The sequence below is a fragment of the Solihabitans fulvus genome, from assembly GCF_008386585.1.
Taxonomy (GTDB): Bacteria; Actinomycetota; Actinomycetes; order Mycobacteriales; family Pseudonocardiaceae; genus Solihabitans; species Solihabitans fulvus.
The window spans coordinates 146,349-163,119 of record NZ_VUOB01000038.1 but is presented as its reverse complement, the minus strand read 5'-3'; the positions used below and the strand labels follow the sequence as shown (position 1 = coordinate 163,119).

The following is a 16,771-nucleotide window of genomic DNA, read 5'->3' as shown; positions in this document are numbered from 1 at the left end:
GGTTTGTCCACAACGTGCCTCGCCCTGTTCGGCGTCGGTCACCTGGTCGCCACCATGAACGGCCGCCCCATGACCAACCCCGACGGCTTCGTTGCCGCGATCATCCCCTGGCTGGAGGCCAACGCCTCGGTGAGTCACGCTTAAGCACGTGGTCACTGAGGACTGGGATCCCGAACTTGTCAAGGTGATCACGGATGCCGTGGTGGAGGCAGGTGGGGCTGCGGGTGGCCATCGGTGGCTGCGCTTCACGGCGCCGAACTGCGATACGGTCGGCTTCAGCCGATTTTGCCGGTCTCGGCCAGGCGTAGGGATTCCTCGATGGCCGAGACCCGTGACGCGCGCAGTCCGACCATGTGAGCCTGGTCGAGCGCCTCACGGATGAGCCTTACGGCCTCGTCCTGGCGGCCCGCCGCCAGCATCGCCCAGCCCAAAGCCTGCGTCCCCGAGGGCAGCCAGCGCTTGTCGTCGTGCTGGTGCCGCAGTTCCAGGGACGTGCTCAGATGCTGGGCCGCCTGGTCCGGCTGCGGATCGGCGATCATGTAGAAGAAGCCGATGTGTCGATGGATCTCGGAGCGATAGAGCACATCAGCGTGCTCGGCCAGCGCGAGGGCCTCCCGGAAGTGCGGCATGGCGGTAGCCCAATCCTGGCGCAGCACCTGGTGCACAAGCCCCACGCCGAACAACGCGGCGGCCACGCCACCGAGATCCCCCATGTCCCGCCGAATGTCCAGTGCCCGCTGGAACAACGCGAGTTCCTCGTCCACGCGGGAGGTGTCCCGATCGTCATCCAGAGCTTGGAAGTGCAGCAGCCAACCAAGCCGGTCCGCGATAGCGGCCTCGGTCGCGCGGTCGTGGACGACGTCGCGCGCCTGGTTCAGCCTTGCGTGCGCGATCGTGTAGTCGCCCGTGCGGAAAGCTGCTTCCAGCAGCGCTTCCGCGCCTTCGGCCAGCAGGTCGCCTGCTTGTTCCCCGGTGTGCATCACCGTACAAGCTTGTTCGGTCCGTTGTGCTTGGCAAACCATTTTCGTCAAGGTCACGGGTGGTCACCGGCACGATTTAGTCCGGCCAATAGAGCGGTGTTCGGGGTCAGTTGGCGGAGATGGTGGCGTAACTCAGAGGTAGGTGGCGGTGTTGCGAACTGCCGGATACCTTGCGACGGTGATCATCTGGCTCAACGGCGGGTTCGCAGCCGGGAAAACGACCCTGGCGCAGGAGCTGCACCGACGACTCCCGGACGCGGTCGTGTACGACCCGGAGGACGTCGGCCTGATGCTGTGGAAGTGGACGCCGCCCAACGACGACTTCCAGGACCTGCCGAGCTGGCGGGAGCTGGTCGTCGCGACGGCACTGTCGCTGCGCAGGCACCACGCGCACACGCTCATTGTTCCGATGTCGCTGACCCGTGACGCCTACCGGGCCGAGATCCTCGGCGGCCTGGCTGACGCGGGCGAGGACGTTCTGCACGTCTTCCTGGAGGCAGACGCTGACGTGCTAAGGACGCGGCTCAGTGCCCGTGCGCCGATCCCCGGCAACCCAGAGACACCCGGCAACGCAGAGACACCCGGCAACGCAGAGACACCCGGCAACGCAGAGACACCCGGCGACCCAGAGGCAGGCGAGTCGGTCATCGAGTGGGCCCTGAGTCGGGTGGACCCGGCCGCTGCCGCCCGTCAGCCGGACGGGACGCTCATACTGCGTTCCGACCGGCTCACCCCAGCCGAACTGGCCGACGAGGTACTGGTCGCGCGCCACCAACGCGTCGAGTCCGCCAAGTAGGCCCGGACAACCCACCTACAGGCGGCAGCAACAACAAGCCTGTGAGCGCGTCACCGACAAATATTTTTGTCTTGACAATTCAAACTGTCGGCGTAACAGTAGTCGCATGTTGGACGTGGCAGTGATCGACGACCCGGCCGCGGCCGAGGTCTGCATGGACCCGATGCGGGCCAGGCTGCTTGCCGAACTGGCCGAACCCGGCTCGGCCACGATGCTGGCCGGGCGGGTCGGGCTCGCTCGCCAGAAGGTCAACTACCACCTGCGGGAACTGGAGCGGCACGGTCTGATCGAGCTGGTCGAGGAGCGGAAGAAGGGCAACGTCACCGAGCGCGTGCTGCGCGCGACCGCGCTCTCCTACGTGATCTCACCGACCGTGCTTGGCGCCGTCCAGCCCGACCCGGCCCGCTCACCGGACCGGTTGTCCGCCCGCTGGTTGCTCGCACTGGGCGCGAGGCTCGTGCGGGACGTCGGCACGCTGATCGAGAGCGCCACCAAGACCCGCAAGCCACTGGCGACCTTCGGCCTGGACGCGAACGTGCGATTCGCCAGCGCGGCCGAACGCGCCGCCTTCGCGGAGGAACTCACCACCACGATCGCGGCGCTGGTCAGCCGCTACCACGACGAGCACGCGCCCGGCGGCCGCGACCACAGGGTCGTGCTGGCCATTCACCCGAGCCTCAAAACCGGCGACACCAAACCTGACCCGAAAGAGGCCTGACATGGCCACGCACGAGTTCGAGATCCGCGAGGAGATCGCCCTGGCCGCCACCCCCGAGCAGGTGTGGGACGCCATCGCCACCGGCCCCGGACTCGACTCCTGGTTCATGGGGCACAGCGAGATCGCGCCGGGGAAGGGCGGCACGAACCGACTGGAGATGCCCGGCTACACCCAGGAATCGACGATCACCGCGTGGGAGCCGGGTCGGCACCTCGCGTTCCGTGGCGACGACCCGGACGGCACGTTCGCGGCCTTCGAGTTCCTCATCGAGGGGCGCGAGGGCGGCAGCTCGGTGCTGCGCTGCGTGCACAACGGCCTACTCGGCGACGACTGGGAGGCGCAGTACGACGGGATCAAGGTGGGCGATGCGATGCACCTGCGCAAGCTGGCCGCCTACCTGGCGCACTTCCCTGGCCGCACGTCGAAGTTCAACCTGTTCCTGATCGGGCCGGCCGTCGCGGACGCCGCCAAGGCCTGGTCGACGTTCGCCGACACCCTGTCCGTTGGCGAGATCACCGAGGGCGCGCGCGTGCGCTTGGACGTGCCAGGACTTGCGAACCTGACGGGAACCGTCGACTTCGTGAGCGCACCGCACTGCGTCGGCGTCCACACGCCCAACGGCATCCTGATGCTGCTCAGGGGCTACCTGCACGCACTCGTCGTGGAGTACCACGGCTTTTCCGACGACGAGGACGAGACGAAGATCGAGACCGCGTACAAGTCGTGGCTGGACACCGCCTTCGCGTAATGCACCACAAGGAGACTCACATGAGAAAACTCAAGATCATTGAACACATCTCGCTGGACGGCGTAATCCAGCACACCGACGACGGCGGGAATTTCCCTTACGGGGACTGGACCCCGCCCTATCGGACCCCCGAGGGGCGGGACGCTGTGCTCGCCGCGTATGGCGAGAGCTTCGATCTGCTGCTCGGCCGGCACACCTACGATCTCTGGTCAGACTTCTGGCCAAAGGCGCCGAGCAGTCCGATGGCGGATCGCCTCTGTGCGGCAACGAAATTTGTCGCGACCCACCGTCCGGAAAGTCTTGACTGGGGCCCGTTCGAGGACCTAGGACAGGACATCGTCGAGGGCGTTCGCCGCGTCAAGTCGGAGGACGGCCCGGACCTGGTCCTCTCAGGTAGCTCCACCCTGACCTCGACACTGCTAGAACATGGACTCGCGGACGAAGTCGTGCTGATCGTCTATCCGGTCCTGCTGGGCACGGGAAAGCGCTTCTTCGCGGATGGAACCCCCGCGCAGTCGTTCGAACTCGCCAGCACGCAGCCCATGCCGTCCGGCATCGTCATCATCACCTACCGAACCGCCGGCCCCTTCACTTTGTGACGGTGCGGAGTGTGCGAGTTCGCCGTCGGTCCCTGGAGGCGCAGGAGGGCGACGGAGCGAAGCGGAGTCGCCCGAGAAGCCGAAGGGGCCGACTTGAGGCGAACTCGCCGGCCGAGCGAAGCGAGGCCCAAAAACACGGCCGTGACGCCCGGCTCGGCATCCGGGCGTCACGGCCGTCTCCCTCCTCGGCGATTGGTCAGGCGGGCAGCGGCAGCCCGGGAATCGGCGGGATCGGCAGCTTGATCGGCAGGCAGTTGTTGTCGTTGATCGCCTTCAGCGCGTCGACCACGACCTTCACGGCGGCCAGCAGCTTGGTCGGGTCCGGCGGAACGGCGACCGCGCCGGTAATAGCCGCGCTCAGCGTCGACAGCGTGCCGGAGAGCAGGTCAACGACGGCCGTGAGGCACTTGGTGGCGTCGCCGCCAGGCAGTGGCGGCGTCGGCACGGGCAGCGGCGGCGTCGGCACGGGCACCGGAAGGGGCGGGTCGGCCAGCGGCACCGGCACGGCCGGCGGGCTCATGGGCAGGGCCGGCAGGCACTTGGCCGCCTGCGCGCCGAGCAGCGCGTTGAACAGGTCGCCGAGCACGGGCTGAGCCTTGGCCGGGTCGGGCGGAATGGCTGTGAGGGCCTTGGTGAGTTTGTCGAGTGCGTCCGTCACGGCCTTCAGGGCCGGGTTGTCCGCCGCGCAGGCCGCCGGTGGCGTCGGCGGGTCCTGCGGTCCCGCGGCCGACGCGATGGCAGGCGCGGCCGCGGCCGAGGTGAGGACCGCGACCAGCGGGAGATAAACAGCCCATTTCCTGAACATGCTCTTCCTCCTCGTGCTTTCCTCCAGTCGGACCCGGGGATGGTAAGCACGGTCACACAACCGCTGAGCTGGTGAAATACGGAATTCACTCAATAGTGAACCCCTAAACGCACGCGAACACGCATCGCGCCAAAAAGATCATCTTCCGATTACCGGAAGTGACGCCATCCCCCAATCGGAGAATGCACACAACGGTGTAACGAGGAGAAATATCCACCATCCGCGACCGACAGGTCCCGACGGCCGCCCGCCCGGAGGACAGCAGCCACCGGCCGAACGAATCGACCGGTGGCTCCCTTATGTCCCATATCAACCCGCCAGGACGACGCGTCCCAGCTCGGCTGGCGACGCCAGCAGCTCGTGCCTCGGCAACACCCGAACGGTGTACCCCAGCGAGCCCGCGTGCGGCAGCGGAACCTCGATCTCGTAGCCGCCGTTGCCGGTGTGCCGCATCGACGCGGTCACCACGTCGTACAGCTCGTCGGAGTCGCCGACCCTGCCGAGCACCGCCTGCACGTCCACCTCGGACGGCTCGAGGCCGGCCAGCTCGACCCGCGCCCACACGATGGCCGGCGCGCCGAGCAGCGGGGCGCCTGCCGCCTCCGTGGACATGCCGGTCTCCAGCACGGAGATGTGCGGCCACGCGGCCCGCAGCCTGGCCCGGTAGCCGGCCAGGTCCTTCGCGCCCTGGAACCCGTCGGCGAGCACCGAGTTGGCCGACTGCGCGGCGGGCGCGTAGTAGGACTCCACGTACTCGCGCACCATCCGCGACGCCTGCACGTCGGGGCCGAGCGTGGCGAGCGTGTGCCGCACCATCGCCAGCCAGCGGTTCGGCACGCCGTCGCCGCCCCTGTCGTAGAACAGCGGCGCGACCTGCGAGCCGAGCAGCTCGTAGAGGGCCGCGGCCTCCAGGTCGTCCCGCCTGGTCGGGTCGGTCACACCGTCGGCCGTCGGGATCGCCCAGCCGTTGCTGCCGTCGTACAGCTCGTCCCACCAACCGTCCCGGATGGACAGGTTCAGGCCGCCGTTGAGCGCCGACTTCATGCCCGAGGTGCCGCACGCCTCCAGCGGCCGCATCGGATTGTTCAGCCAGACGTCGCAGCCCCAGTACAGGTAGCGGGCCATCGACATGTCGTAGTCGGGCAGGAACACGATGCGGTGCCGCACGCCCGCATCGTCGGCGTACCGGACGATCTGCTGGATCAGCGCCTTGCCGCCGTCGTCGGCCGGGTGCGACTTGCCGGCCACCACCAGCTGCACCGGCCGCTCCGGGTGCAGCAGCAGCGCCCGCAGCCGCTCGGGGTCGCGCAGCATCAGCGTGAGCCGCTTGTAGGTCGGCACCCGCCGGGCGAAGCCGACGGTCAGCACCTCGGGGTCGAACACCGACTCGGTCCAGCCGAGCTCCAGCGCGGACGCGCCGCGCTGCAACCAGGCGGCCCGCACCCGCCTGCGCACCTCGTCGACCAGCCTGGCGCGCAGGCCGCACCGCAGCTCCCAGAGCAGCGCATCGGTCACCGGCTCGAAGCCGACCAACCCGACGCCGCTCGGCGCGGACGGGTCCTCAGACTCGCCGAGCAGCTTGCTGATCCCGCCGTCCGCCCAGGTCGGCCCGTGCACGCCGTTGGTGACCGAGCCGATCGGCACCTCGTTGGTGTCGAAGCCGGGCCACAGGCCGCGGAACATCGCCCTGCTGACCTCGCCGTGCAGCTTGGACACGCCGTTGGCGCGCTGCGCGAGCCGCAAACCCATGTGCGCCATGTTGAACAGCCCTGGGTTGTCCTCGGCGCCGAGCGCGAGCACCCGCTGCGTGCTCACCCCGGGAAGCAGGTCCTCCGAGCCGAAGTAGTGCTGCACCAGGTCGACCGGGAAGCGGTCGATGCCGGCCGGCACCGGGGTATGCGTGGTGAACACCGTGCCGGCGCGGACCGCGGTGAGCGCCTGGTCGAAGTCGAGGCTCTGGCCGGTGATCAGCTCGCGGATCCGTTCGAGGCCGAGGAAACCCGCGTGGCCCTCGTTGGTGTGGAACACCTCGGGCTGGTGCACGCCGGTCAGCTCGCAGTAGGTGCGCACCGCGCGCACCCCGCCGACGCCGGCCAGGATCTCCTGGCGGATCCGGTGGTCCTGGTCGCCGCCGTAGAGCCGGTCGGTGACGCCGCGCAGGTCCTCGTCGTTCTCCTCGACGTCGGAATCCAGCAGCAGCAAGGGAATCCGGCCGACCTGCGCCTTCCACACGCGGGCCCGCAGCACCCGGCCGCCGGGCATCGCGACGTGCACGAGGATGGGCGCGCCGGACGGCTCGGCGAGCAGTTCCAGCGGCAGGCCGCGCGGGTCGAGCACCGGGTAGTGCTCCACCTGCCAGCCGTCCAGCGACAGCGACTGCCGGAAGTAGCCGGACCGGTAGAGCAGGCCGACGCCGATCAGCGGCACGCCGAGGTCGGAGGCGGCCTTGAGGTGGTCGCCGGCCAGCACGCCGAGGCCGCCCGAGTAGTTGGGCAGCGCCTCGGTGACGCCGAACTCCATGGAGAAGTAGGCGATCGAGGTCGGCAGCGAGTGGTCGTCCCCGCCCTCTCCGTGACCGGCCAGCTCCTCCTGGCGGCGCTGGTACCACCTCGGCGCGGTCAGGTAGCGGTGCAGGTCGTCGGCGATCGCCCTGGTGCGCATCAGGAAGCCCTCGTCGCCGGCAAGCAGTTCCAACCGCTCGACGGGCACCTCCGACAGCAGCCGGAGCGGGTTGCCGCCGACCTGCTCCCACACCTGCGGATCCAGCGAGGCGAACAGGTCCTGGGTCGGCGGGTGCCACGTCCAGCGCAGGTTGGTGGCGAGCGTGCCAAGCGCGGCCAGCGGTTCCGGCAGGCTGGCGCGAACAGTGAACCGGCTGAGTGCTCTCACGGTTGCGGACCCTATCCCGCACCCCACCGATCAGGACAAGATTCCCACGCCATACCGCAAATGTTTGCAGTGAAGATCCCCGCCCAGAGTGCGAACCCCCGAGCGGCCAAGGCAGACTGGAAGGCAACCACCCGCAACGAACCGCACGCCGCGCGAGAGGGCATTGCCCATGAGTGGACGACTCGGAATCGACGACGTCTCACCGCAGGTCAGCTGCGGACGCTACCCGTCGAAAGCCGTGGTCGGCGAGCATATCCCGGTTCAGGCGACCGTGTGGCGCGAGGGTCACGACGCGGTGGCGGCGACCGTCTCGTGGCGCGGGCCGGGCGACCGCGCCGCGCGGCAGACCAGGATGGTCGAGCAGGGCGCCGGGCTGGACCGCTGGGCGGCGGTGATCGTGCCGACGACGGTCGGCGAGTGGACCTTCCGGGTGGACGCGTGGAGCGACCCGTGGGCGACCTGGCTGCACGCCGTCGAGGTGAAGATCGCGGCGGGCCAGGGACCGGAGGACCTGGCCAACGACCTGGAGTCCGGCGCGCTGCTGCTCGACCGGGTGTCGCGCCGACCCGACCGCCGCGCGGACAAGGCGCGGCTCGCGTCCGCCGCCGCCGCGCTGCGGGACACCGACCGGCCGCTGCCGGAACGGGTGGCTGGCGCGCTGAGCGAACCGGTGCGGCGGGTGCTGCACGACCACCCCGTCCGCGAGCTGATCACCAAGGGCAGGACGCACCGGATCTGGACGGACCGGCCGAAGGCCCTGTACGGGTCCTGGTACGAGTTCTTCCCGCGCTCCACCGGCGGCTTCGACGAGACCGGGCGGGCGGTGCACGGCACGTTCGTCACGGCCGCGGCCGAGCTGGAGCGCGTCGCCGGCATGGGTTTCGACGTCGCGTACCTGCCGCCGATTCACCCGATCGGCAAGGCAAACCGCAAGGGCCCCAACAACAGTGTGGTGTCCGGGCAGGAGGACGTCGGCTCCACCTGGGCGATCGGCTCGGCCGACGGCGGGCACGACGCGATCCACTGCGAGCTCGGCACCATCGAGGACTTCGACGCGTTCGTGGCGCGGGCGGGCGAACTGGGCGTCGAGGTCGCGCTCGACCTGGCGTTGCAGTGCGCGCCGGACCATCCGTGGGTGCACGAGCACCCGGAGTGGTTCACCACCAGGCCGGACGGCACGATCGCGTACGCGGAGAACCCGCCGAAGAAGTACCAGGACATCTACCCGCTGAACTTCGACAACGACCCGCAGGGCCTGTACGCCGAGGTGCTGCGCGTGGTGTTGCACTGGATCGACCACGGGGTGCGGATCTTCCGGGTGGACAACCCGCACACCAAGCCGCCGGACTTCTGGCACTGGCTGATCTGGACCGTCAAGCGGACCCATCCGGACGTGCTGTTCCTGGCCGAGGCGTTCACCAGGCCGGCGCGGCTGTACGGGCTCGGGAAGCTCGGCTTCACCCAGAGCTACACGTACTTCACCTGGCGGACCGGCAAGCAGGAGATCATCGACTTCGCGGTGGACCTCGTCGAGCACGCCGACGAGGCGCGGCCGAACCTGTTCGTGAACACCCCGGACATCCTGCACGAGTCGCTGCAACACGGCGGCCCGGCGATGTTCGCGCTGCGCGCCGCGCTGGCCTCGACGCTCGCGCCGACGTGGGGCGTGTACTCGGGCTACGAGCTGTACGAGCACCAGGCCGTCCGCGAGGGCAGCGAGGAGTACCTGAACTCGGAGAAGTACGAGCTGCGGCCGAGGGACTACGCGACTGCGCTCGCGCAGGGCCGGTCGCTGCAACCGTGGCTGGCCAAGCTGAACGCGGCGCGGCGGGCGCACCCGGCGCTGCACCAGCTGCGCACGCTGCGGTTCCACCACATCGACAACGACGCCCTGCTCGCGTACTCCAAGACGGACCCGGCCACCGGGGACGCGGTCGTGTGCGTGGTGAACCTGGATCCGCACGCGGCGCAGGACGGCACGCTGTGGCTCGACCTGGCCGCGTTCGGCTTCGAGTGGCACGAACGGCTCATCGCGCACGACGAGGTCACCGGCGAGACGTGGAACTGGGGCCAGGCCAACTACGTCCGGCTGGAGCCGTGGCGCACGGTCGCCCACATCGTGAGCCTCACTCGGGCCTGAGAACCCCGCGACTCAGAACACGATCGGCGAGACCACAGCCATCAGTCGCCGCACGGCGAACGGTCCCGGCCCTGAATGCAATATGGCATTCTGCCGATTGGTCAACCGTATTGCCGTATTCGCGCGACATTTCTTGCCGAAACCAGCGACCAGTGCGACACTCTGCGTAGTCACAGCGTTGGCACGCGGAGGTCACGATGACCGATACGCACAACGTCCGGCCTTGGGAAGCGGATCCCACAGCAACCTTCGCCAGGCGACTTGGCAAATCACCGCAAGAACTAGACAAAACTTTAGCCAAAACGGGCTGCCCGGACATCTGGGAGCTGTCCAATGGTGATGTGGCAGTGATCGGGCGCGACCTGACCGACATCTACGCCGACCGACTCCCTGACGGAGTGAACGTGGTCGATGACGAGCGGCTCGTGGTCGTTCCCCGTGCCACCATCGTGGCAGCACGGAGGGACATACCGCATGCTTGAACGCGTCCACGAGGCGCCGGGTGAGATCTTCAACGGAAGCGACGGCTACAACGTCGACGTCAGTCAGTACTGGGGACGTATCAGCAGATTTGACAAGCTGGAGCGACGTCAGCACTTCCGAGAACCCGACAACCCAAGCTGGGAAGCATTCGCCCTCGGTCACTGGACCGAGGCTCTGCGGTTGCATGAACGCGCCCGTTCGGCCGTCGAAGCGGAGTTCGCCGAGGATGCGCGGCGAGGCATGGTGTCGCGCCGCGTGCGCGTAGTCGGACAACCGGTCACGCCGTATCTCCAGTGGGAACTGCACGGGTTGATGCTTCGCGCGGAACACGGGGAGAGCATTCGGGTAGTCACTCCGGAATCACTCGACCGATTCGCGTTAGACGACAGCCTGCCGGAACTCATCTTCCTCGGCGAGTTGGCCATGTACGAGGTTCTCTACGACACGAACGACACGCTGTACGGCGCTCGCAAGTTCACCGATCGCGAACTGATCGCCGGGTGTCTGGTCGACGTCGCCGAACTCCACTCACAAGGCGAGGATCTGCGCACGTTCTTCCAGCGGGAGATCGTGGAGTTGCCCCCTCCTGTCGTTGGTCCAGAAGTCGTCTTCTCCCGGAACCGGTGAGATCCACGAGAGGCTCGTCATCGAGATCGCGACAGGGCGGTTCGTCCACAGCGCGGGTGATCTTGATTTCAGTGGTTCCGCTGCTCGTGCTGCTGGCTCTCGGTGTCGTGGTCGCGTCGCCGTTGGCGTTGCGTGCCCTTGATGACGGCAGCCATGTCGACTGGGCACGCCTGAGCAACATCGGCCAGACCTACGGCGCCGTGTCGGCGATGATCGCGGTCATCGCACTCAGCGGCGTGGCGGCTTCGCTCGTAATCCAGAACCGGGAAGCGAAGGCCGCGAGAAAAAGCGCGCTGCGTGGGTTGCACACGGACCTCATGCGAATGGCGCTGGATGAACCGTTGTACATGGACTGCCTTGGGCCGTACCTGACGCCGAGCTTCGACACGGAGCGCCAGCACACCTACGTCAATCTGCTCGTGGCCCACTGGTACGCGGCGTACGAGATCGGCGAGACGACGGAGGCGGAGCTGCGCGCCTCCGCCCTCGGCGTCTTCACCGGCATGCCGGGACGCCGGTTCTGGCAGTCAGCGCGGGACTTCTGGGCCACCGCATACCCGGACCGGCGATCGTTGCGGTTCTTTCACATTCTGGACGAGGCGTATCTCGAAGCAGTGCAACGGCCCGCTGTGCCGGGCGAACCCGGCCTGGGACACAGGACCGTCCGACCACCTCACCCAGTTGTCGAACGACGGTGGCTTGCCTGTTTGGCCGCCGCGGGATGCGGGGCGGCAGCCCCGATCGCGCTGCTCGCCGCGCGTCGCGCGCTGCGCAGTCGCCGCGCGAGACGGTCAACGCCACGAGCACGACAGTGAAAGAGCGGACGTTCATCGAGTGCCTTCCTGAGGGTCAGTAACCAACGCCCCAAGCCAACCGGCTTTGTCCGCTACTGCTCGCCCCGAGTGCCCAGATGTGTGATGTCCTTGAGATCTACGTGGCGCGCTTGGGCACGGGGATGCGGGCCAGGTCCTCGGCCACCACGATGTCGCCGTCGAAGACCTCGGCCGCCTCGGCGTGGAAGGCCGTGGGATCGGGATAGCGCTGGGAGAAGTGCGTCAGCACCAGCCGGCGCACGCCCGACTCGGCGGCGACCCTGGCCGCCTGGGCGGCCGTGAGGTGGCCGTACCGGGTGGCGAACTCGGTGTCCTGGTTGAGGAACGTCGACTCGATCACCAGCATGTCGGCATTCTCGGCGAGGGCGTACACACCGTCGCACAGCCGGGTGTCCATGACGAACGCGAACCGCTGGCCGGGCCGGTGCTCGCTGACCTGCTCCAGGGTGACGGTGCGGCCGTCGACGTCCAGCGTGCCGGCGCGGCTCAGTTCGGCGACGAGAGGGCCGCTGACGCCGAACTCCGCCAGCTTGTCCGGCCGCATCCGGCGGCCGTCCGGCTCGACCAGCCGGTAGCCGAAGGACTCGACGGGATGCTCCAGCCGCCGGGTCTCCAGCAGGCCGAACGGTCCCGTCGCGAACGGCCCGTCCGTGTCGACGGGCTCTTCGCGGAGATCGGTCGTCTCGTAGAAGGAACTCGCGTACCGCAGCCGCTCGAAGAAGTGCTGCCCGGAGGCCGGGTAGTGCGCGTGCACCGGATGCGCGACCTTGTCCAGGGAGAGCCGCTGCACGATGCCGGGGACGCCGAGGCAGTGGTCGCCGTGGAAGTGGCTGACCAGGAGCCGGGTGACGTCGCTGGCGGCGACTCCCGCCAGGAGCATCTGCCGCTGGATGCCTTCGCCGGGGTCGAAGAGCAGACCCTCGGCGTCCCAGCGCAGCAGGTAGCCGTTGTGGTTGCGGCGGCGCGTCGGCACCTGGCTGGCGGTTCCCAGCACGATCAGTTCCCGGTTGGACACAGCCGGACGATAGGCAGCGACGGCGCGCGGCGCACGATCAATTGCCCCGACGACGCCCGGTCACGGCTCGCCGGTGGGGTGCAGCACGCTCAGGTCCTCAAGGGCGTCCTCCAGGAAGTGGGCCACCGTGTGCGAGGACGCCACGAAGAACCCCTCCCACAGCGCCTCGGTCAGGTCCGGGTGCGCCAGCCAGGCGACGATCTGCCGGTCCGCCGGCACCGGTCCGGGTCGCACCGTGTCGCCGATCAGCTTGGCGAGCTGACACAGGGCCGTTTCCGTCGTGGTGCCCCGCCAGCTGTCCAGCAGCGGCGACGCGTCACCGAGCAGCGTCCGCAGCGAGTCCAGCACCGGCCCGGCCGCCCGAACGCCCGGGTACACCGTCAACACGTGCCGCCACAGGGCTTCGGCGTAGCGCCTGACGGCCCGCCGCTCGACGTCGGGCCAGCGCTGCCAGTGCGCGGCGACCAGCCTGCCGACGGTCTTGCCGAGGTCGCGATCGTCGTCGTCCCTTGCGGCGAGTTCCAGCAGGTGCGGCAGGGCGCGCTTCAGCGGGTCGACGTCACTCCGGGTGCTCCGCTTCGTGAACGCGAAGCGGCGCAACGCTTTCGGGAGCAGCGATGGGCCGAACACCTCGTGCAGTTCCGCCAGCGCCTCGGACATCTCGGGTGCGCGCATGACGTTCCCCTGTAGGACCGTAGGACGCACGCTAGCGGTCGAGGGGCCGCCAGGTCGAGGTCAGTCGTCGTAGTCGCCGGTGGTCGGAGTTGCGCGGAGTTCGGCCAGCGCCTTGGGGAAGATGGCGGCGCAGCGGGCCAGGACCTCCTCGGTGAGGAGGAGTTCGAAGTCGGGATCCGCGCGGAAGAGGAAGCCGACCGACTGACCGGAGTCGGCGACCACGTAGTCGATCTGCGCGCCCTCGCCCGCCCACACCCAGGTACCCACGGTCACCGATGCGCTCATAGTCCTGACCTCCCCTTCGGATCTGTGCATCTAGCATCGGTCGCTATAGCAGCCTTCACGATGCCTCGATGGAGTGATTGACCGCGTGCATGGGAGGGTCGTGACGTGGGCGAAGCATTGCAGACCATTCCCAGGCGGCTGCTCGGCGGCGAACTGAAGCGGTTGCGCCAACAGGCCGGTCGATCGCAGGCCGAGGTGGGCCGCGCCATCGGCAGGGACCACACGCGGATCAACAAGGTGGAGGTCGGTCGATCGAACCTCACACCCGAGGAGTTGGTCGCGCTGCTGGACTTCCTCGGCGCGAACGAGGCGGACCGGACGAAGGTCCTCGACTTCGGCGTGGAGGCACGGAAGCGCCAGCCCAAGCAGCGCGCCTATGTCGACCAACTGCCGGGTTCCTACCGCCGGATCTGGACCATGGAGAGCCAGGCGAGCGGCATCTCCGCCTATGAGAAGGGCATCTTCCCCGGCCTGCTCCAGTGCGCCGACTACGCGGAGGCGTTGGTCGCGGCGGGCGACGGCCTTTGGTGGGACAGCTCGTATCAGGAGCGGGTGAGCCGGGTGAACTTCCGTCTGGACCGGCAGCGATCGGTCTTCGAGGTCGAACCGGCCAAGGATCTGGAGTTCATCTTCAGCGATGACGCACTGGCCACCGAGTTCGGTAGTCCTCAGGTCATGCGGCGACAGTTCGAACACATGCTCCGAATCACCGAGGAACATCCCAAGATCAGTATTCGGGTGATCAGCGCGACGGCGAGGAACAGTCCCGCCCCATATGCTGGATTCACCCTGCTGTGCTTCGAAAACCCAACGCCACCAGTGGGGTTCATGTCTGTCGCGCTCGGTCCGTCGCCCTATCTCGACGGGTCCGCAGACACCGAGGCCCTGGGCCGAGTGTTCGTCAGGCTTCGAGAAATGGCTGCCAGCCAGGCAGAATCGAGAGGACTGGTCGAGGACGCTCTGAAGAGGAGTTAGCCATGCGCAAGGACATTCGTGACACGGGGTGGTTGAAGAGCAGCTACAGCGGCGCGGCGACCGACAACTGCGTCGAGGTGCGATGGACGAAGAGCAGCTACAGCGGCGGCGCGACCGACAACTGCGTCGAGGTCGGGTGGTTCAAGAGCAGTCACAGCGGAGGCGCGGACGACAACTGCGTCGAGGTCCGCTTGGTCGCCGATCTCGTCGGAGTTCGGGATTCGAAGAACCCCAGTGCCGGTGCGTTGTGGGTCACTTCCGACGCCTGGACCCGCTTCCTGACCAGCACGATAGCCGGCTAGCGCCGCACTCAAGCTGCCCGGCCCGTTTGCCGAAGCAAGGATGGGGGCAAGCAAGGGGGGCGGACGTCCGTCGACGGTGAGGAGTTTTGCCATGCCCGGAGAACCCCGACCGGACGCAGCGCTCGGTCTCGACGGGGTGCCGCACACCGGCGAGGGGATCTCGCCGGACGGCCACCTCATCGAACCGCAGGCCGAGGACTTCCGGTCCGCGTCCCTCGTCCCCCGCGACCCGAACTGGTTCAAGAACGCCGTCTTCTACGAGGCCCTCGTCCGCGCGTTCAGCGACGCCGACGGCGACGGCACCGGCGACCTGCGCGGCCTGGCCAGCCGGCTGGACTACCTCGAGTGGCTCGGCATCGACTGTCTGTGGCTTCCCCCGTTCTACGCGTCTCCGCTGCGCGACGGCGGCTACGACATCAGCGACTTCCGCGCCGTGCTGCCCGAGTTCGGCAGCGTGGAGGACTTCGTCTACCTGCTCGACGAGGCCCACCGGCGCGGCATCCGCGTCGTCACCGACCTCGTCCTCAACCACACCTCGGACGCGCACCCCTGGTTCCAGCAGTCCCGCAGGGATCCCGACGGCCCCTACGGCGACTTCTACGTGTGGAGCGACGACGACCAGCGCTACGCCGACGCCCGCATCATCTTCGTGGACACCGAGACCTCCAACTGGACCTACGACCCGGTGCGCGGCCAGTTCTACTGGCACCGCTTCTTCTCCCACCAGCCCGACCTGAACTACGAGAACCCCGAGGTCCAGGAGGCCATGCTCGAGGTGCTTCGGTTCTGGCTCGACCTCGGCATCGACGGCTTCCGGCTCGACGCGGTCCCCTACCTCTTCGAGGAGGAGGGCACCAACTGCGAGAACCTGCCCCGCACGCACGAGTTCCTCAAGCGCTGCCGCAAGGTCGTCGACGACGAGTACCCGGGTCGCGTGCTGCTCGCCGAGGCCAACCAGTGGCCTGCCGACGTCGTCGCCTACTTCGGCGACGACGCGATCGGCGGCGACGAGTGCCACATGGCGTTCCACTTCCCGTTGATGCCACGGATCTTCATGGCCGTCCGCAGGGAGAGCCGGTTCCCGATCTCGGAGATCCTGTCGCAGACCCCGGAGATCCCCAGCGGCTGCCAGTGGGGCATCTTCCTGCGCAACCACGACGAGCTGACGCTGGAAATGGTCACCGACGACGAGCGCGACTACATGTACACCGAGTACGCCAAGGACCCGAGAATGAAGGCCAACATCGGCATCAGACGCCGACTGGCCCCGCTGCTGGAGAACGACCGCAACCAGCAGGAGCTGTTCACGGCGATGCTGCTCAGCCTGCCGGGCTCCCCCGTCCTCTACTACGGTGACGAGATCGGCATGGGCGACAACATCTGGCTCGGCGACCGCGACGCGGTCCGCACGCCCATGCAGTGGACCCCGGACCGCAACGCCGGCTTCTCCCAGTGCGACCCGAACCGGATCTACCTGCCGGCGATTTCCGACCCGGTCTACGGTTACCAGGCCATCAACGTGGAGGCGCAGCTCAACAACAGCTCGTCGCTGTTGAGCTGGACCCGGCGCATGATCGAGGTTCGCAAGCAACACCCTGCCTTCGGCCTCGGCAGCTTCACGGAGTTGGGCTCGTCGAACCCGAGCGTGCTCGCCTTCCTGCGCCGGCTGGCCTCCGACGAGGGAACCGAGGACATCGTGGTGTGCGTGAACAACCTCTCCCGGTTCCCGCAACCGGTGGAGCTGGACCTGTCCGAGCACCAGGGGTGCGCCCCGGTCGAGCTGACCGGCGGCGTGCAGTTCCCCACGGTCGGCGAGCTGCCCTACCTGCTCACGTTGCCGGGGCACGGGTTCTACTGGTTCCAGATCGTGCGGACGGTCGACGACGGCGAGGCAAGGTGAG

18 protein-coding genes are annotated in these 16,771 nt (G+C 68.1%); 12 read left to right on the top strand and 6 right to left on the bottom strand.

Going from position 1 to position 16,771, the window contains the following annotated elements:
- Positions 1-3 precede the first annotated feature (3 nt).
- Positions 4-144: a hypothetical protein gene (locus F0L68_RS42525; protein ID WP_188316724.1), complete on the top strand. Its 141-nt coding sequence runs from the start codon at positions 4-6 to the stop codon at positions 142-144.
- Positions 145-275: 131 nt separating this feature from the next.
- On the opposite strand, the gene F0L68_RS21595 is transcribed toward F0L68_RS42525, so the two are convergent.
- Positions 276-983, bottom strand: coding sequence for a tetratricopeptide repeat protein (locus tag F0L68_RS21595; protein ID WP_188316723.1), 708 nt, complete (start codon positions 981-983; stop codon positions 276-278).
- A 175-nt stretch (positions 984-1,158) separates the two neighbouring features.
- Between F0L68_RS21595 and F0L68_RS21590 the strand changes: the two genes are divergently transcribed.
- From F0L68_RS21590 to F0L68_RS21575, 4 genes are all read left to right on the top strand, one after another.
- On the top strand, positions 1,159-1,776 hold the full coding sequence (locus F0L68_RS21590) for a P-loop nucleotide/nucleoside kinase family protein (protein WP_149851435.1): 618 nt from the start codon (positions 1,159-1,161) through the stop codon (positions 1,774-1,776).
- A 106-nt stretch (positions 1,777-1,882) separates the two neighbouring features.
- A complete protein-coding gene (locus tag F0L68_RS21585; RefSeq protein WP_188316722.1) occupies positions 1,883-2,494 on the top strand; it encodes an ArsR/SmtB family transcription factor in 612 nt (203 codons plus the stop codon).
- 1 nt (position 2,495) lies between these two features.
- Positions 2,496-3,242 carry an SRPBCC family protein gene (locus F0L68_RS21580; RefSeq protein WP_149851434.1) on the top strand — a complete coding sequence of 249 codons (747 nt, stop codon included), beginning with the start codon at positions 2,496-2,498 and terminating at the stop codon, positions 3,240-3,242.
- A gap of 20 nt (positions 3,243-3,262) precedes the next feature.
- Positions 3,263-3,841: a dihydrofolate reductase family protein gene (locus F0L68_RS21575; RefSeq protein ID WP_149851433.1), complete on the top strand. Its 579-nt coding sequence runs from the start codon at positions 3,263-3,265 to the stop codon at positions 3,839-3,841.
- A 196-nt stretch (positions 3,842-4,037) separates the two neighbouring features.
- Here the strand turns inward: F0L68_RS21575 and F0L68_RS42520 are convergent, their stop codons facing one another.
- Both F0L68_RS42520 and glgP read right to left on the bottom strand, forming a co-directional pair.
- The gene (locus F0L68_RS42520; RefSeq protein WP_188316721.1) at positions 4,038-4,646 is read right to left on the bottom strand and encodes a hypothetical protein; all 609 of its coding nucleotides are present in this window, start codon (positions 4,644-4,646) and stop codon (positions 4,038-4,040) included.
- A 309-nt stretch (positions 4,647-4,955) separates the two neighbouring features.
- Positions 4,956-7,535 carry an alpha-glucan family phosphorylase gene (gene glgP / locus F0L68_RS21560; protein ID WP_149851430.1) on the bottom strand — a complete coding sequence of 860 codons (2,580 nt, stop codon included), beginning with the start codon at positions 7,533-7,535 and terminating at the stop codon, positions 4,956-4,958.
- A 169-nt stretch (positions 7,536-7,704) separates the two neighbouring features.
- Between glgP and F0L68_RS21555 the strand changes: the two genes are divergently transcribed.
- From F0L68_RS21555 to F0L68_RS21540, 4 genes are all read left to right on the top strand, one after another.
- A complete protein-coding gene (locus F0L68_RS21555) occupies positions 7,705-9,675 on the top strand; it encodes an alpha-1,4-glucan--maltose-1-phosphate maltosyltransferase (RefSeq protein ID WP_149851429.1) in 1,971 nt (656 codons plus the stop codon).
- Between the two features lie 197 nt (positions 9,676-9,872).
- Positions 9,873-10,157, top strand: coding sequence for a hypothetical protein (locus tag F0L68_RS21550; RefSeq protein WP_149851428.1), 285 nt, complete (start codon positions 9,873-9,875; stop codon positions 10,155-10,157).
- Entirely contained in the window at positions 10,150-10,785 is a 636-nt protein-coding gene (locus F0L68_RS21545; protein WP_149851427.1) for a DUF6879 family protein, read from the top strand. The genes F0L68_RS21550 and F0L68_RS21545 overlap by 8 nt, the downstream gene beginning before the upstream one ends.
- Before the next feature lie 71 nt (positions 10,786-10,856).
- Positions 10,857-11,600, top strand: a complete 744-nt coding sequence (locus tag F0L68_RS21540) for a DUF6082 family protein (protein WP_149851426.1) — start codon at positions 10,857-10,859, stop codon at positions 11,598-11,600.
- Positions 11,601-11,715: 115 nt separating this feature from the next.
- Here the strand turns inward: F0L68_RS21540 and F0L68_RS21535 are convergent, their stop codons facing one another.
- From F0L68_RS21535 to F0L68_RS21525, 3 genes are read right to left on the bottom strand one after another with little or no spacing between them, the layout of a single operon-like run.
- Entirely contained in the window at positions 11,716-12,633 is a 918-nt protein-coding gene (locus tag F0L68_RS21535) for a ribonuclease Z (protein WP_149851425.1), read from the bottom strand.
- 60 nt (positions 12,634-12,693) lie between these two features.
- On the bottom strand, positions 12,694-13,308 hold the full coding sequence (locus F0L68_RS21530) for a hypothetical protein (RefSeq protein WP_149851424.1): 615 nt from the start codon (positions 13,306-13,308) through the stop codon (positions 12,694-12,696).
- Between the two features lie 60 nt (positions 13,309-13,368).
- Positions 13,369-13,593: a hypothetical protein gene (locus F0L68_RS21525; protein WP_149851423.1), complete on the bottom strand. Its 225-nt coding sequence runs from the start codon at positions 13,591-13,593 to the stop codon at positions 13,369-13,371.
- A gap of 105 nt (positions 13,594-13,698) precedes the next feature.
- Here F0L68_RS21525 and F0L68_RS21520 point away from each other — a divergent pair, with 105 nt between their 5' ends.
- The 3 genes from F0L68_RS21520 to treS all read left to right on the top strand — a co-directional run bounded on the left by F0L68_RS21520 (position 13,699) and on the right by treS (position 16,770).
- Positions 13,699-14,568, top strand: coding sequence for a helix-turn-helix domain-containing protein (locus F0L68_RS21520; RefSeq protein WP_149851422.1), 870 nt, complete (start codon positions 13,699-13,701; stop codon positions 14,566-14,568).
- Positions 14,569-14,570: 2 nt separating this feature from the next.
- Positions 14,571-14,870 carry a DUF397 domain-containing protein gene (locus tag F0L68_RS21515; protein WP_149851421.1) on the top strand — a complete coding sequence of 100 codons (300 nt, stop codon included), beginning with the start codon at positions 14,571-14,573 and terminating at the stop codon, positions 14,868-14,870.
- A gap of 91 nt (positions 14,871-14,961) precedes the next feature.
- Positions 14,962-16,770, top strand: coding sequence for a maltose alpha-D-glucosyltransferase (treS, locus tag F0L68_RS21510; protein WP_149851420.1), 1,809 nt, complete (start codon positions 14,962-14,964; stop codon positions 16,768-16,770).
- Position 16,771 lies beyond the last annotated feature (1 nt).

Bases quoted from the DNA above. Each gene is read 5' to 3' on its own strand.
- F0L68_RS21545 (WP_149851427.1), top strand. From the start codon at position 10,150: ATGCTTGAACGCGTCCACGAGGCGCCGGGTGAGATCTTCAACGGAAGC.
- F0L68_RS21550 (WP_149851428.1), top strand. From the start codon at position 9,873: ATGACCGATACGCACAACGTCCGGCCTTGGGAAGCGGATCCCACAGCA.
- F0L68_RS21530 (WP_149851424.1), bottom strand. From the start codon at position 13,308: ATGCGCGCACCCGAGATGTCCGAGGCGCTGGCGGAACTGCACGAGGTG.
- F0L68_RS42520 (WP_188316721.1), bottom strand. From the start codon at position 4,646: ATGTTCAGGAAATGGGCTGTTTATCTCCCGCTGGTCGCGGTCCTCACC.
- F0L68_RS21525 (WP_149851423.1), bottom strand. From the start codon at position 13,593: ATGAGCGCATCGGTGACCGTGGGTACCTGGGTGTGGGCGGGCGAGGGC.
- F0L68_RS21515 (WP_149851421.1), top strand. From the start codon at position 14,571: ATGCGCAAGGACATTCGTGACACGGGGTGGTTGAAGAGCAGCTACAGC.
- treS (WP_149851420.1), top strand. From the start codon at position 14,962: ATGCCCGGAGAACCCCGACCGGACGCAGCGCTCGGTCTCGACGGGGTG.
- F0L68_RS21580 (WP_149851434.1), top strand. From the start codon at position 2,496: ATGGCCACGCACGAGTTCGAGATCCGCGAGGAGATCGCCCTGGCCGCC.
- F0L68_RS21575 (WP_149851433.1), top strand. From the start codon at position 3,263: ATGAGAAAACTCAAGATCATTGAACACATCTCGCTGGACGGCGTAATC.
- F0L68_RS21555 (WP_149851429.1), top strand. From the start codon at position 7,705: ATGAGTGGACGACTCGGAATCGACGACGTCTCACCGCAGGTCAGCTGC.
- F0L68_RS21585 (WP_188316722.1), top strand. From the start codon at position 1,883: ATGTTGGACGTGGCAGTGATCGACGACCCGGCCGCGGCCGAGGTCTGC.